Raw genomic sequence first — 13128 nt, 5'->3', positions numbered from 1 at the left:
GCCCCCGCACGGGACGACTCGACGCCGCTCACCGGTCAGGGCCACGGTGGCGTCCACCGGCCCGCCCGGTCCGGGGCCGGATCAGCGACCGCCCGGCGGGAATCATCTGCGCCCACCGAGCGGCCCGCGCCGGTCTCGTGGTGCTCCCGGTGCGCTCGGCCGCGGGCATCGCGGCCGGCCGGGGAGCGGTGCGGGGGCAGGGGGCCGGCCGTGGCGGGGGTGGCGGTGCACAGGCGGCTTGCCACGGTCCACCGGTGGTGCGGCGGTTCGCTCGCGGGGTGGGGCGTGGCGGGGCGGTCGGCCGACAGGCGGGCGGTGAAGCGGGGCCAGGCGATCAGGACGATGGGGTAGATGGCGTAGCCGATGCGGGTGGCCGGGGACAGCGCTATCGCCAGGAGCAGCCCCAGGGCCAGCCTGTCGGCGCCGGCGACGATGCTCCGCGGCGGGCGGATCAGCAGCGACGCCCCCACACCCAACGCACTCAACGCGATCAGCGCCGTGGCCACTGCCTTGCCGTGAGGAAGCAGCATAACGATCAGGTGCCCGAGCAGGGGACTCTGGGCGGAAGACGCCGTGGGGCCGAGGCCCAGCGGGTAGAGGACGACGTTCTGGTAGAAGGCGCTGGTGTCGACCAGCACCGGAGGCGTGATCGCCAGCGCGGCCAGCCCGGTGGCCGCTGCCGCGCACCTGAACGCGGCGCGCCTCCCGCCCCGTACCGCGAGTACGGCGACGATCACCGGGATGGCCGGCCAGGCGGTCCACTTCAGAACGGCGGCTACTCCCACGACCAGGCCCGCGCGCCCGGCATGACCCCGCTGTGTGAAGGCCAGGGCCAGGCAGAGCAGTCCGATGACCGGCGGGTCCACGCCGCCGATGCTCAGGGGCAGCGCGACGACAGGGCAGGCGATCAGCCACAGGGTGCCCGTCAGCCCGGCGGTGGCGCCGCGCGCGGTGCCGCTCGGCCCCGTAGCGAGGCCCCCGCCCCTGGTCAGCACCCGCACGGCTCCCACTACGGCCGCGAGGAACCCGACGAGGAACCACACGCGGGCGCTGGCGAGCGGGGTGTCACCGAACAGCAGGTGTGGTATCCCGAAGAGCGCCATGCCGGGAAGGTAGGGATTGAAGTCCCGTACGGCGTGCGGCGCGGGGTTGTATGGAGTTCCGGTGGAGAGCAGCAGGTCGGCCGCCCGTTCCACGACGCCGACTTCCATCTGCGCCCTGCCGATCACCGACAGGTACAGCAGCGGTATGGCCGCCGCACCGGTGACGGCGACCACGGCGGGAGTGCGGGCCCACGGGGTGGACGACCGCGCCGCGACCAGAGCCGCGCAGGCGTATCCCGCCGCGCCGACCAGGCCCCACACCTTCTGCGAGGTGTGGTCGGGAGACGCCAGCCCCACCACGAGCGCCGACACCGCGCACGCCAGCAGTACCAGCCGGTCCCGCCGCCGTCCGCCGGCGAAGGGCTTGGCTGCGGAGCGAGACCGGGGCCGGGGCTCCTGTTTCCGAGCAGCTTGCGACATCAGGCATCAACCTTTGAACAAGAGGTGAGGGCATGAGGGCATGACGAAGTGAGGGCGGGGTGAGAGTGAGGGTGAGGGTGAGAGGGAAGCGGGAGAGTGCCGCCGGTACCGAAGTGCTCCCGGAGGAGTGCGATCACGGGCTTTGAGAGGCGTGGCAGGGTCCGGCGAGCGACGGTGAACCGCCGGGAGCCGGGAGCCGGGAGCCGGGAGCCGGGAGCCGCGAGCCGGTGGCCGGTGGCCGGTCCGTGACGGCGGTGCGCGCTCCCCGGTGTGGAGACTGCGCACCGCACGCAAGGCTCCTCCTGCGGCGCGGGCTCCGGCGGCCGTCATCGCGCCGGTCCCCAGGGGGCGCGGCCCCGTCACCGAGTCCGGTGTCGGTGAAGCCGACTGCGTGCCGGCGCGCTGGGTGTTCTGTGAGGCGGCGACGGCTGTGGCGGCACCGCTGTTGGCCGGGGATCGGGACGTCATCGCTGCGGCGTCGTACGCGGAGCCGGGCACATGCCGCGCGGGTTTCGACGGCGCGGTGGCAGGTGCCCGGGCAGGCGCGATCGCGGGGACGGTGCCCGGCGACCGGCCCCCGCCTGACCTGGGACTTCGTACCGCCCGCCGGTTCGCCGGTTCGCCAGGGCGGCCGGGGGCGGCGTAGACAGGCACTCGCACGGCGGCACTCACGCGGCAGTGCTTACGGGCCGGTGCTCACGAGGCGGTGCTTACGAGGCAGTGCCCACGAGCCGCGGGGCGGCGCTCACTCGGTGGTGCTCGCGCCGCGCGGGGTGCCGCCCGTACGGCTCTTCAGCACGCGGTACGCGGCGAAGACCAGTACGGCGACGATGGCGCAGGTGAGGGCCGTCGCCATGAGCTGCAGGGGCCAGTAGTGGGCGAAGGGGTGGAAGTCGCGGTAGTAGCCGACGGCGTCGAGCTTGTCGTACGTGGCGCGGCAGTCAGGGAAGACGTCGCCGCCGCAGTAGGGGTCCGGCAGTCGGGCGCCGGTGGAGGTGAGGATGCCCTCGTCGACCACGATCCCCGAGCCTGACGGAGCGCCCTGCATCCGGTTGTGCACCTGGGGCACGCTGGGCCACAGGTGGGGCAGCGCCGTGTGGACGATGGCGAACAGGCCGGTCGTGGCGACGACGGAGGTGCCGAGGGCGGGCAGGGAGCGGCGCCAGAGCAGACCGACCAGGACTCCGACGACGAGGCCCAGGAGGGCCAGGGCGACCGTGAGCGGCCCGCCCGAGTAGAAGGTCGGGAAGTCGGACCAGGACTTCGCGGTGTCTATGCGGCCCTTCCCGGCGGACCAGGCAAGGTGGTGCAGCGTGACCACCAGGCCGGTGCCTGCGACGACGAGGGTGGCCGGGAGGGCGAGTTTGGCGGTGAGCCAGTGCACCGGGGAAACCGACTGGGCCCAGGTCAGCTGAGCGGTGCCCGTCTCAAGTTCCCTGCTGGTCAGCGTGGCCCCGGCCCAGGCGGCCACGAGGAAGGGGAGGGCGAGGACGGCGAAGGTGGTGGCGGAGTAGACATCCTTGTAGAGGATGATCGCGGGCTGGTCGTAGGCGCAGTTCGACGCCCCGGCACACGCGTTGTACTGCTCCCACGCCGCCGCCGAGGCGTCGGTGAGCGGGCCGCCCAGCCACAGCAGCGCGGCCGAGAGCAGGACCACGAGGCCGACCCAGACGCACAGCGCCGGCCGGTGCAGGCGCAGCAGCCACCGGGTCAGACGGGGCGCGGGGGCCGGATGCCGGGTGGCCGCGGGAGCGGTGGGGGCAACGGCGGTCATGCGGGCTCCTCCTGGGGCATGGCGGAGGCGGAAGTCGCTTCCTGGGACGTGGGGGAGGCGGAAGTGGAATCAGAAGCGGAAGCGGGGCCGAGAGTGAGCGGGGGCGCCGCCGGGTTGCGCAGGTGGGCGAGGACCAGCGCCTCCAGGGACAGCTTGTTCGTCTGCCAGCCGGTGGGCAGCGGCCCTGCGGGGCGGACGAGGGCGGTGACCTGGCGACCGGTGATACGGGATTCCACCGTGGTGTGCGGGGCCAGGTCGAAGCCGGCGCCGGTGGCGGCCTCCTGCGCGGGCCCGGTGATCAGGGAGTGCACGGCGAGCAGGTCGTCGATGTCACCCGCCAGACGCACCCGGCCGTCGCCGATCAGCAGCAAGTGGTCGCAGGAATCCTCCAGTTCGGCGATGACGTGTGAGGACATCACGATGGTGGTGCCGTACCGGGCGGCCGTGGCCATGAGCGTTCCCATCAGCTCGTGCCGGGCCAGCGGGTCGAGGTCGGCCACCGGCTCGTCCAGCAGCAGCAGTTCCGGCCGCTTGGCGAGGGCGAGGGCGAGCGCCACGCGGGTGCGCTGGCCGCCGGACAGCGAGCGGACACGGGCTCCGAGGTCCAGGCCGCCGCCCGCCGCGACCTGCTCCGCGGTGCCCGCGTCCCAGCTGTCGGGGTTGAGATCGGCGCCCATGCGGAGCGTCTCGGCGACGGTGAGCTGCGGGTACAGCGGCTTGTCCTGGGAGACGAAGCCGATCCGCGGCCGCACGTGGGCCGGGTGCCCGCCGAGCACCGTGACCGACCCCTCGCTGGGGGCGATCAGCCCCGCCGCCAGGGCGAGCAGCGTCGACTTGCCCGCGCCGTTCGGCCCCACGAGCGCACTGATACGTCCGGCCGGCAGCCGAAACGTGCAGTCACGCAGGGCCCACCCGCCACGCCGCCGGAACGCCCTCCCCAGCCCGGTTGCCTCGATGGCACTGCTCGTCATCGGTGATCCTGTTCCTTCTCGGTGGTATCGAAGTGCTCGTCCAGCACGACAGCGAAGAGTGCCGCCACGTCGTCCCGCTCCAGGCCGGCCGCCCGAGCGCGCGACGCCCACTCGGAGAGCTCGCCCCGCAGCGGAGAGTCACTCGGTGTGGCACCGAGTGACCTGCGCACGAAGGTGCCGAGGCCTCGCCGGGCCTCGACCAGCCCCTCGCGTTCCAGTTCCCGGTAGGCCTTGAGCACCGTGTTCGGGTTGACTGCCGTGGCCTCCACGACCTCTCGGGCAGCCGGAAGCTTGTCGCCCGGCTCCAACAGGCCCAGGCGCAAGGCCTGCTTGGTCTGCTGGACGATCTGTACGTAGGTGGCAACCCCGCTGCGCCGGTCGATCCGGTATTCGATCATCCCGGCAAACACCCTTTCACTATTTGAGTAGTGAATAGTGGATCGAGGAGGGTGCGGATGTCAAGGAGAGCCCCGGCCACGGGGTCCGGCACACGCCGCTGCGCCTCGCTGCACGTCACTTCTCATGGGGTGGATCAGCGCGGGAGTCCAGGACGCGCGACAACCGCCGAGGCCGGAACGCCGCCGCTGACATGCTCGAGGCGAATCGTCAGAAGCTGTTGGAAGGACAGACGGGTCTTCGCGATGCCCCTGCGCCGGCTGCAGGTGCGTCGGTGGCGGTCCCACGCACGACGGCCACCCGGCCTGCGCGAATCGGTGGACGCAGCAACCGTGAAGGCTTCGGGTGAGGGGGTGCGATGACGGCGCGGTTCCCTGTGGTGGGTGCTGTCCGCCACGGATCGCATCGTCGCGGAGGGGGAAGGTGACGGTGTGGACGGGCAGGCAACGCCGGGCCGGCGGGCGGGCAGGCCCGCCTTGGCACGCCAGTACTCCGCGTCGCGCGGGTCGGCCGGCCGTCCGATCAGGCGTTCGGCCCCCGCGCGGAATGTCTGGGGCAGGGAGGTCAGGTCAGCGAAGCAAGACTGAAGGCATTACGTCATGGGTGGCGTGATCGGTGTCGCACCAGCAGGCCACGTTCACGGCCGCGTCGATCGCGAGCCGGCCCGGGTCTGTCCACACAACCTGGAGCAGGAACTCCAGCTGGTCGCTCCGGTCGGCATGCTCAATGACATCCAGGCCGAGGACGATCGGCGTCCATGCCTGCGGGCCAGGGAAGACCGCGTGATCCTGAGCCCATTCCCAATCCGCCCTGGCTCCGTTGACGCGAGCCGCATCAACGGCACGGGCCGCTTCCTTGATGGAATCCACGCCAGCAGGCGACAGGCCGGGGATCGGCGTGATCAAGGGGACGTCATCGAAGGCACCTCGCTACCGCTCCGGCCGCCGCCCCCGCGCCCGCCGCGCCCACGAGTACGGACGCGAAGCGCTCCTGGGGCCCGTTGACCGAGGGGTTGACCATCCTGCGCGGCCTCGAGCAGCTGGGGGTGCAGTCGGCCACGTACTCCCAGATGGCGTCGATGGGCAAGGATGTTCTGCCGGAGCACGAGACGGGCCTCCTGGTCGGCCCACGCCAGTGAAGGGCACCCGGATGCAACCGCCGGCGCCCTGATACGCGCTGTTTCTCCCAGCACTTGAGGCCGGCCGTGGTGAGTGCCTCGACGATGCCGTGGGTGCGGGCGGCGGTCAGGTCGTGAGGGGAACCAGGCAATGCGGGCGAAACCCACAGCAGCCGCCCGAAGGAATCGGTGAGGCGGCGCGACCGGACGAGAGGCAAACGCTGTGGGCAGGTGCCGAGCAGAACGGCTGCACCTGACACGGTGTGGCTATGAAGCCTTGGGCCAGGGGAACCTCCCCGCCCAATGGGCCCAGGCCACCAGCACCATCATGGCGGCTGCCAGTCCGCCCAGCATCATGACCGTCGAGGGCGAGGAGTGGTCGAGGACGGCCCCTCCGACCAGGGCTCCGATGGAGATGGTGGCCTGGAAGGAGGCGGTGAAGAGGACGGAGGACGCCTCGGGGGAGTCGGGCGAAGCCTTGGCGAACCAGGTCTGCGAGCAGACCGGCACGGCTCCGTAGGCGACGCCCCAGACGATCAGCAGTGCTACCGCTCCCACGTCCGACCGGCCGAGGACCGGGAGGAGCAGGGTCGCACCGGCGATCAACGCGGCGGCTGCGGCGAAAGTCGCCCGCGGGTAGCGCCCCACCGCTGATCCGCCGAGGAAGTTGCCGGCGATTCCGGCTGCTCCGTAGACGAGCAGATAGACCGTGATGAGAGCCGAGCTCACATGGGTCACCTGCTCCAGGAAGGGGGTGACGTACGTGTACGTGCCGAAGTGAGCGAGCACGACGAGGAAGGTCATCACCAGGGCGAAGCGGGTGTTGACGCTCCGGAGCATGCCGCCGAGGACGTCGAGGCGCGTCGTCTGGTCGGAGGGGAGCGGCGGGACGACCAGGAGCAGCAGGGCGAGGACGGCCAGCGTGAAGCCGCCCATGACGAGGAACGCCATCCGCCAGCCCGCGATGTCACCGATGAGCGTGCCCAGCGGTACCCCGAGTACGGAGCCGAGCGGTACCGCGGAGAAGATCACCGAGGTCGCGCGGCCTACGGATTCGGCAGGCACCAGCTGGCGGGCGAGCCCGGCTCCGATGGACCAGAAGCCGCCGATGGTGACCCCCACCATGACGCGGGAGACCAGGACCAGCCAGTAGTTCGGCGCTACGGCGGCCAGGAAATTGGCCAGCGCCAGCAGGAGGACGAACACACCCAGCATGACCCGCCGGTCAATACGCCCCGTGGCCGCCGTGACCAAGGGGGCTGAAACCGCGGCCAGGAATCCCGGCATGGTCATCATGAGACCAGCCATTCCGTCCGAGATGGTGAAACTCGATCCGATCGAGGTCAGCAGGCCGATCGGCAGAATTTCAGCGGTGACGATCGAAAAGATCCCCAGCATCACCGAAATCACAGCCAGCCAGGAAACCGAAGCCGAGCGATCCGGCGGTGCAGGAGATTGGGCAGAAGCGGTGGTTGTCGTGGACATGAATCCCGTCCTGAGCTGGACATCACATTTGGAGTGTGACCACGAGTCCAGCAGGAACGGGCACCGTCCTCCGGCAGATTCCCGACACCAACGATCGGCCCCCAACCAGTGCGGGGTGCCCAAGTCCGCTAATGGAGTCTCGCCGTAGAAGGTTGCTCCCGGTCAGAGAACTGCTGCAGAGCCTGGAGTGGGGTGGCCCAAGGGTCACAGCGCACCCTGGATCCTGAGCATTCTCTGACCCGACGGTTCTGGCCGTGTGTTGGACGGATCGACGGAACGACGAAGCTCCTGGTAGGCAGGTTCTCGACCACGATCGTCCGCAGCCGCCAGGAGCTTCGCCCGCATTGCCTGGTTCCACTCACGACCTGACCGCCGCCCGCACCCACGGCATCGTCGAGGCACTCACCACGGCCGGCCTCAAGTGCTGGGCGGACAGGGCGGACAGGGCGTATCAGGGCGCCGGCGGTTGCTTCCGGGTGCGCTTTCCGGGGTCATCGTCCCAAGCAGTGGCAGCGCCGACACAACAGCGCGCACGCGAAGATCCGCTGCCTCGGCGAGCAGGCCACGGCCACGCTGAAGGGCTGACGCCTCCTACGGAAGGCCTCACCAGGGCACTTCGCCGGTGTCTGCGAAGAACTGGCCGGTCGGGCCGTCGTCGGGCAGGGTCGAGAGTTTGATGGCGATCGCCGCGCCCTGTTCGGGGGTGCGCACGCCGCGGAAGCCGTTGAGGTCGGTCGCTACGTAGCCGGGGCAGCCTGCGTTGATCAGGATTTTCGTGCCGCTCAGCTCCCGGGCGTACTGGAGGGTGACGGCGTTCAGGAACGTCTTCGACGGCGCGTACGCCACGGCGATCGGACCCGTCGTCTGCTCAGCAGCGGTTCCCGACTGCCGGGTGAGGGAGCCGACGCTGCTGGACATGTTCACGATCCGCGGTGAGGGAGAGCGGCGCAGCATCGGCAGCATCGCGTTGGTGACGCGGATGACGCCGATCACGTTGGTCTCCACGACCGTCCGGATGGTGGCGGGATCGACCCGGGTGGGCTCCTGCGGCCAATCGCCGGTGATGGCGGCGTTGTTGACGAGCACGTCGAGGCGCCCGGCCTGTTCCTCGATCAGCCGTGCGGCGGCGGTGACGCTCGCGTCGTCGGTCACGTCCAGTGGTACGCCGAACGCATCGACGCCGGCCGCGCGCAGTCTCTCAACTGCCGCCTTACGGCGCTGATCGTCGCGGGCGCCGACGCCGACGCTCCAGCCGAGGGCGCCCAGACCCGCGGCGATCTCATAGCCGATTCCCTTGTTCGCGCCGGTGATCAGCGCAATCGTTCGTTCATTCATAGGGATCATGCTGCCCTCGGACCCCGGCGGGGGTCCAAGACCGAGAAGGTGGGCAGCGATACCGTCCGGGTATCGATCCGGAGTAGCGTGACCGGATGGATACCCGGGAACTGCGATATTTCGTCGCTGTCGCTGAAGAACTGCACTTCGGGCGCGCCGCGCAGCGCCTCGGGATCGCGCAGCCGCCCCTGTCACGGGCGATCCAGCAGCTCGAACGCCGGCTCGGGGCGACGCTGCTGGACCGGACCAGCCGCACCGTCACGCTGAGCGAGGCCGGCTCGGTGCTGCTGGCCGAGGGCCGGGCAGCCCTCGACGCGATCGACGCTGCTGAGCGCCGGACCCGCCGCGCCGCCCTTTCCGCGACCGGCCGTCCCGGCCTGGTCCTGGTGACGAAAGCCAGCGCGTCCCGCGAACTGCTGGCGAAACTGCTCGACGCGTACGCCGCCGAACCCGGCGCGGTCGCCGTCGACGTCATCCTGTGCGGCCCGGCCGAGCAGGAACGACTTCTGCGCGAGGGTCAGGCCGACGTGGCGCTGCTGCACCGGCCGTTCGACTCGACGGCCGGGTTCGACACCGAAGAGCTCAGCACGGAGGGCCAGGTTGTGGTCCTGCCGGCCGGGCATCCGCTCACTGTCCGGGCCCACGTGCACATGGCCGACATCGCCGGGCTGCCGGGCCTGCCGCTGCCACGCTGGCCCGCCCCGGACGGCACCTACCCGCCCGGCCCCGGCCCGCGGGTCCGTGACCACGCGCAGTTGTTGCAGCTCGTCGCGCTCGGCCGGGCTTGCGCGGTCTCACCGGAGTCGTGCCGAGCCCAACTGCCCGGTGACCTCGCGGCCGTGCCCGTGCTGGACGCGCCGAAGGTCACCACCGTGATCGCCTGGCCACCGCACAGTCGGTCCAGAGCCGTCGCCGACCTTGTCCGCACTGCGACACGGCTCCAGTAGTTCCAAGGTGCCCGGCCAGGTTCCACCCGGGAGAGATTCCGGCGGGAACGTCCGGGCGGCTGTTTCGCGTGAGCCTCGGCCTTCATCTCCGCCGGCTCCGCGGCCGGCTTACCGGCCCACCGACCTGCGATCGTCAGCCCGAATCAGTGGATCGGGGATTCCCTTCGCTGGGTGTCAGAGGTGGCCAGTAGGGGGGATTCTGCGGGTGGCGATGCCGTTTCGGTGGAGGTCCGGCGAGGTGACGTTGGAGGTCGAGGTGGCGGAACTGGTACACCGCCCCGACCTGCCGCAGTACGCCGCGGCGTTCATGGGCGTCGGCCAGGAAGGCCATGAACCGCCAAGGCACCCGTCCGAGGACTGCAAGTTCGATCCGTGTCACGAGAAAGACCAACCATACCGACCTGGCGAATCCGAGTTGTGCGGTGCCGACGCCGAAAAGGATGCCGAGGGGCAGTGCGATCGTGAGCGCATCGATGGTCCTCGACGCTTCGGACAGCTGGTAAAGGAGCCCGAAGACGAGGCAGCTCACGAGCCCGGTTGAGAGGGCGACGGTCCAGAACGTTCGGCGGTCCTGAGTCAGGACCGCACCTGGCCCCACGGCCTTCCGCAGGTCCGGATTTCGTGATCTCAGGCCCCCCAGGAGTGCACCCACAACAATGCCCAGGAGCGCGCCTACCAGGGCATAACGGTAGTCGTCCCGTGGATACCCGAGGGAGTCTCGTGAATACCCGAGAGGCACTCCGATGAGGCCGAACCCCAGCCCCACTACAGCTGCGGGCAAGAGTGTGCGTACCCAGAAGTGGCCCTTCCAGCTCCACCGGATGCCCTCGGCCGGGGTGTCTTTCGGTGGGAAGAGGAGCAGTGCTGTTCCTGGAACAGCGAAAAATAGCCCGATCTGTGCACCAAGTTCCGCATCAGTGAGGAGGCCGAAGGGGAGGCCGTACACAAGCCCGACTGCAAGCCCGACCACAAGTGCGGACAGAAGTCTGGGGAATGCCCTATGGAGTTGCCACCAGGCGAGGTTGGGGTTTCCGTTGAGGTTGTGTTCCAGATTCCGGGCGAGGAAGGCCAGGGTGCGTTCGGCCTGCCTGACGGACCACGGGCTCGGCTGGCGGTGGTGTGGGTTGTAGGCGGCCGGAATGAAAATCCGAAACAGGTGGGCGTCAACTTCCTGGCGGGTGCGGAAGCGGGTCTGATCGAGGAGTTCGTCGGGGTTGGCGAGATCAACCAGGCCCACACCGTCGGGGCGGGGGTTGTAGATGGTGCGTGCCAGGAACAGGCCGAGCGGCGTGCTCAAAGCCTGAGAGAGCGGCGTGCCGGTGCCCAGGGAAGCGGCGACTCGCCTCCACCGAGCTGCAGCAGCGGTCCCGGGACCACCGGAGTCGCGCAGCAGGTAGGCGACCGCCTGAGCGGCGTCGAGCGGGTCGATCTGAATGCCTGCGGTCCCGTTCAGCAGCACAGGGACGCCCGATTGCGGTGCCAGGGCTCTACGGTATTCGGAAGTGCGGCACGAGAGGACCAGCGGCCGGCCAGGGCGCATCACCTGATTGATGCAGTGCAAGGCGAGGGGGCGGGCCGCTTCAGGAAGTTCGTCCAGCCCGTCGAGGACGGGCAGGACGAGCCGCTCCTCGATCAGGTCCCGAGCCCAGATGCCCGGGTCGGGCTTGGGAGAACGGGCGGGGCTGGGGTCGTGGAGAGAAGGGTGGTCTCGGGCGAGCTGGTCAGCCATCCACGCGTAGAGGTCCTGCCGAGCCGGGTCCCACGAGGCAAGTGAGAAGAGGGCCGGCACCGGGCCGCCGGGCCGGCGTTGTTCGAGCAGGGTCAGAAGGAGGCGAACGAGCAGCATGGTCTTGCCGGCCCCCGGCTCTCCGAGGACCACTAGGCGGCGGGTGGGAATGCGTTCGTACACCTGGCCGATGTCGCCCCACTTGCCGGACAGCCCGCTGGGGCTCTGAGCCCACTCGGATTCCCCATCCATCGGGTGATCGGGCTTGGCCCCGGCAAGATCCAGGAGAAGCGTCCACGACTCGAACAGATCCGCATCGGCAGCCTTCCATTCGACGGGTAGCGGGTAGGGGTCGTTCAGGCGACGTACCCGTTCCTCGTTCTCCCACTGCTGGCGCATGCCTTGGGCCAGTTGGTCGGCCACCTCCTCCAACCGGGGCGTCAGCGGTCCACCGGCGGTGGCGTTGTGCCGCACGGCGGTGATCACTGCTGCAGGCAGCGCCAGTACCCCGGTGAACGCACCGACCACGATCATCAGCCGCTCGATCTGATCCACGCCGGAGAACTTGAGGTATGCGGCCAGCCCACCCGCAACTGCGAGTGCGTACAGAAGCCCGGCCCACTTCAGGTCACGTCTCACACGACGATCATGCTGGGTCCGTGACGGCGTTTCCGGGATTGGCCTTGTCGGCACAGCGAGGGTCGATGAGGCCGATGTGGCCCAGGCCGGTGACGCACCTGCCTTCGAGACGGTGATGGCCCTGATCCGTGTGCCCCGCATCGGACCGGGGAGGGTACCGGACCGGGGAAGGTCCCGGACCGGGCCCGACGCTGTTCTGGCCGACCCCGCTTGCTCCTCACGCGCCAGCCGGGCCCATCTGTGCCCCGCGCGGCCGCCACACCTCGGAGGGCGGACCGGGATCTGCCCGGAGGCAGCTATCGGTCGGGATCAGGCGCGGGTCAGCCCTGGCGGAGCTTCGCCGCGCCGAAGGAGACGTCGAACCGGTCGCACCAGATGCTCACACTTGTGTAGTCCGCGAGCTGTACTTCTGCCGGGATCGGGTAGTTCTGGTCTCCCTTGTTGCCCTTGAGCTTGCCCAGGCGGACGTACTTCCCGTCGTCGAAGACGCGCCAGCCCGCCACCCCCTCCTTCACAGGGGCGTCCGTCAGCCAGACCTGAAGGTCCGGGCCGTTGCTGGTGTCCAGGTTCTCCAGCCGGAGCGTCCGCGACCCGTCGGGAAGCTGCACGATCTTCACTGTGCCGGTGGTGGTGTGCTCGTGGCTGATCAGCTCACCCTGAGCGAGGGTGCGAGGGCCCTCCGGCGGCGCGGACGGTGCCTGGGTCGCCCCGGGCGGAGGCGAAGCGGTCGGCGACGGGGGCTGGACCGCCGCACTCGGGAGCGGCTCGTTGACCGTCTCATCCGTCCACAACTTCCACGGCTGGAACCAGTAAAGTCCCGCACCCACCAGCACCACTGCCGCCAGCAGCGCGCCGAGCACGACAGCCCGGCGCTTCCCGATCCGTGCCACCACACCGGCCTTCCGTCGGCTTACCTGTGCTTCAGGACGATTCAATCCCGGCTCCCGCCCGCTCTCCAGCATCGACGGATGACGATCCCCTACGTGTTGCAGCCGGGGCACAGCCCCCGAACGACACGTTGGGCCGTGATGTATGAGGGCCGAGGGCATCCTTTACGACCGCACCGGTCTGCACCACGGACGACGGCCGTGTCCGCCGTCCCTTCTGAACCCCGCCACCGGCCGGGGGGCCCCCCCCGGCCCCGGGGGGGGGGGGGGGGGGGCCCCCCCGGGGGGCGCGGGAAATGCCGTAAACCACACGCAACAGGGGGGGAAG

At 70.1% G+C, this 13128-nt stretch carries 12 protein-coding genes and 2 pseudogenes; 4 read left to right on the top strand and 10 right to left on the bottom strand.

All coding sequences use genetic code 11. The annotated features are described in order from the left end of the window. Window positions 1-35 precede the first annotated feature (35 nt). The 5 genes from ACWGE1_RS35390 to ACWGE1_RS35370 all read right to left on the bottom strand — a co-directional run bounded on the left by ACWGE1_RS35390 (window position 36) and on the right by ACWGE1_RS35370 (window position 5569). A complete protein-coding gene (locus tag ACWGE1_RS35390) occupies window positions 36-1523 on the bottom strand; it encodes a glycosyltransferase family 87 protein (protein ID WP_453424561.1) in 1488 nt (495 codons plus the stop codon). 745 nt (window positions 1524-2268) lie between these two features. After that, the gene (locus ACWGE1_RS35385; protein WP_453424560.1) at window positions 2269-3297 is read right to left on the bottom strand and encodes an ABC transporter permease; all 1029 of its coding nucleotides are present in this window, start codon (window positions 3295-3297) and stop codon (window positions 2269-2271) included. After that, a complete protein-coding gene (locus ACWGE1_RS35380) occupies window positions 3294-4268 on the bottom strand; it encodes an ABC transporter ATP-binding protein (protein WP_453424559.1) in 975 nt (324 codons plus the stop codon). Before ACWGE1_RS35380 ends, ACWGE1_RS35385 begins: the two co-directional genes overlap by 4 nt. Then, window positions 4265-4666: a GntR family transcriptional regulator gene (locus tag ACWGE1_RS35375; RefSeq protein ID WP_136233079.1), complete on the bottom strand. Its 402-nt coding sequence runs from the start codon at window positions 4664-4666 to the stop codon at window positions 4265-4267. Before ACWGE1_RS35375 ends, ACWGE1_RS35380 begins: the two co-directional genes overlap by 4 nt. 567 nt (window positions 4667-5233) lie before the next feature. Beyond that, window positions 5234-5569 carry a hypothetical protein gene (locus tag ACWGE1_RS35370; RefSeq protein WP_453424558.1) on the bottom strand — a complete coding sequence of 112 codons (336 nt, stop codon included), beginning with the start codon at window positions 5567-5569 and terminating at the stop codon, window positions 5234-5236. Window positions 5570-5664: 95 nt separating this feature from the next. Between ACWGE1_RS35370 and ACWGE1_RS35365 the strand changes: the two genes are divergently transcribed. Further along, window positions 5665-5802, top strand: coding sequence for a hypothetical protein (locus tag ACWGE1_RS35365; protein WP_453424565.1), 138 nt, complete (start codon window positions 5665-5667; stop codon window positions 5800-5802). Here ACWGE1_RS35365 and ACWGE1_RS35360 read toward each other — a convergent pair. Together ACWGE1_RS35360 and ACWGE1_RS35355 are read right to left on the bottom strand one after the other, a co-directional pair. Further along, a pseudogene (locus tag ACWGE1_RS35360) lies at window positions 5795-5975 on the bottom strand (IS5/IS1182 family transposase); the annotation flags it as partial. The gene ACWGE1_RS35365 and the pseudogene ACWGE1_RS35360 sit on opposite strands and share 8 nt — an antisense overlap. 73 nt (window positions 5976-6048) lie before the next feature. Beyond that, a complete protein-coding gene (locus tag ACWGE1_RS35355) occupies window positions 6049-7119 on the bottom strand; it encodes an MFS transporter (protein ID WP_453424563.1) in 1071 nt (356 codons plus the stop codon). Here ACWGE1_RS35355 and ACWGE1_RS35350 point away from each other — a divergent pair. Continuing rightward, window positions 7019-7414 carry a hypothetical protein gene (locus ACWGE1_RS35350; protein ID WP_453424564.1) on the top strand — a complete coding sequence of 132 codons (396 nt, stop codon included), beginning with the start codon at window positions 7019-7021 and terminating at the stop codon, window positions 7412-7414. The genes ACWGE1_RS35355 and ACWGE1_RS35350 overlap by 101 nt on opposite strands. Window positions 7415-7598: 184 nt before the next feature. After that, window positions 7599-7848, top strand: a pseudogene (locus ACWGE1_RS35345) (transposase family protein); the annotation flags it as partial. Between the two features lie 21 nt (window positions 7849-7869). On the opposite strand, the gene ACWGE1_RS35340 reads toward ACWGE1_RS35345, so the two are convergent. Further along, a complete protein-coding gene (locus ACWGE1_RS35340; protein ID WP_453424557.1) occupies window positions 7870-8601 on the bottom strand; it encodes an SDR family oxidoreductase in 732 nt (243 codons plus the stop codon). Between the two features lie 95 nt (window positions 8602-8696). On the opposite strand from ACWGE1_RS35340, the gene ACWGE1_RS35335 reads away from it, so the two are divergent. Next, window positions 8697-9548, top strand: a complete 852-nt coding sequence (locus tag ACWGE1_RS35335; RefSeq protein ID WP_453424556.1) for a LysR family transcriptional regulator — start codon at window positions 8697-8699, stop codon at window positions 9546-9548. Window positions 9549-9681: 133 nt separating this feature from the next. Here the strand turns inward: ACWGE1_RS35335 and ACWGE1_RS35330 are convergent, their stop codons facing one another. Next, a complete protein-coding gene (locus ACWGE1_RS35330; RefSeq protein WP_453424555.1) occupies window positions 9682-11913 on the bottom strand; it encodes an NACHT domain-containing protein in 2232 nt (743 codons plus the stop codon). A gap of 320 nt (window positions 11914-12233) precedes the next feature. Further along, window positions 12234-12803 (bottom strand): DM13 domain-containing protein, encoded by a 570-nt coding sequence (locus tag ACWGE1_RS35325; protein ID WP_453424562.1) that lies wholly within the window; start codon window positions 12801-12803, stop codon window positions 12234-12236. Window positions 12804-13128 lie beyond the last annotated feature (325 nt).

The sequence above is a fragment of the Streptomyces sp. NPDC054932 genome (assembly GCF_053610205.1).
Note: the sequence above shows the minus strand (reverse complement) of the source record. Positions and strands in the feature narration are given on the sequence as shown.

Excerpts from the sequence above, each read along its gene's own strand:
- ACWGE1_RS35390 (WP_453424561.1), bottom strand. The coding sequence starts at position 1,523 with ATGTCGCAAGCTGCTCGGAAACAGGAGCCCCGGCCCCGGTCTCGCTCC.
- ACWGE1_RS35385 (WP_453424560.1), bottom strand. The coding sequence starts at position 3,297 with ATGACCGCCGTTGCCCCCACCGCTCCCGCGGCCACCCGGCATCCGGCC.
- ACWGE1_RS35380 (WP_453424559.1), bottom strand. The coding sequence starts at position 4,268 with ATGACGAGCAGTGCCATCGAGGCAACCGGGCTGGGGAGGGCGTTCCGG.
- ACWGE1_RS35375 (WP_136233079.1), bottom strand. The coding sequence starts at position 4,666 with ATGATCGAATACCGGATCGACCGGCGCAGCGGGGTTGCCACCTACGTA.
- ACWGE1_RS35340 (WP_453424557.1), bottom strand. The coding sequence starts at position 8,601 with ATGAATGAACGAACGATTGCGCTGATCACCGGCGCGAACAAGGGAATC.
- ACWGE1_RS35335 (WP_453424556.1), top strand. The coding sequence starts at position 8,697 with ATGGATACCCGGGAACTGCGATATTTCGTCGCTGTCGCTGAAGAACTG.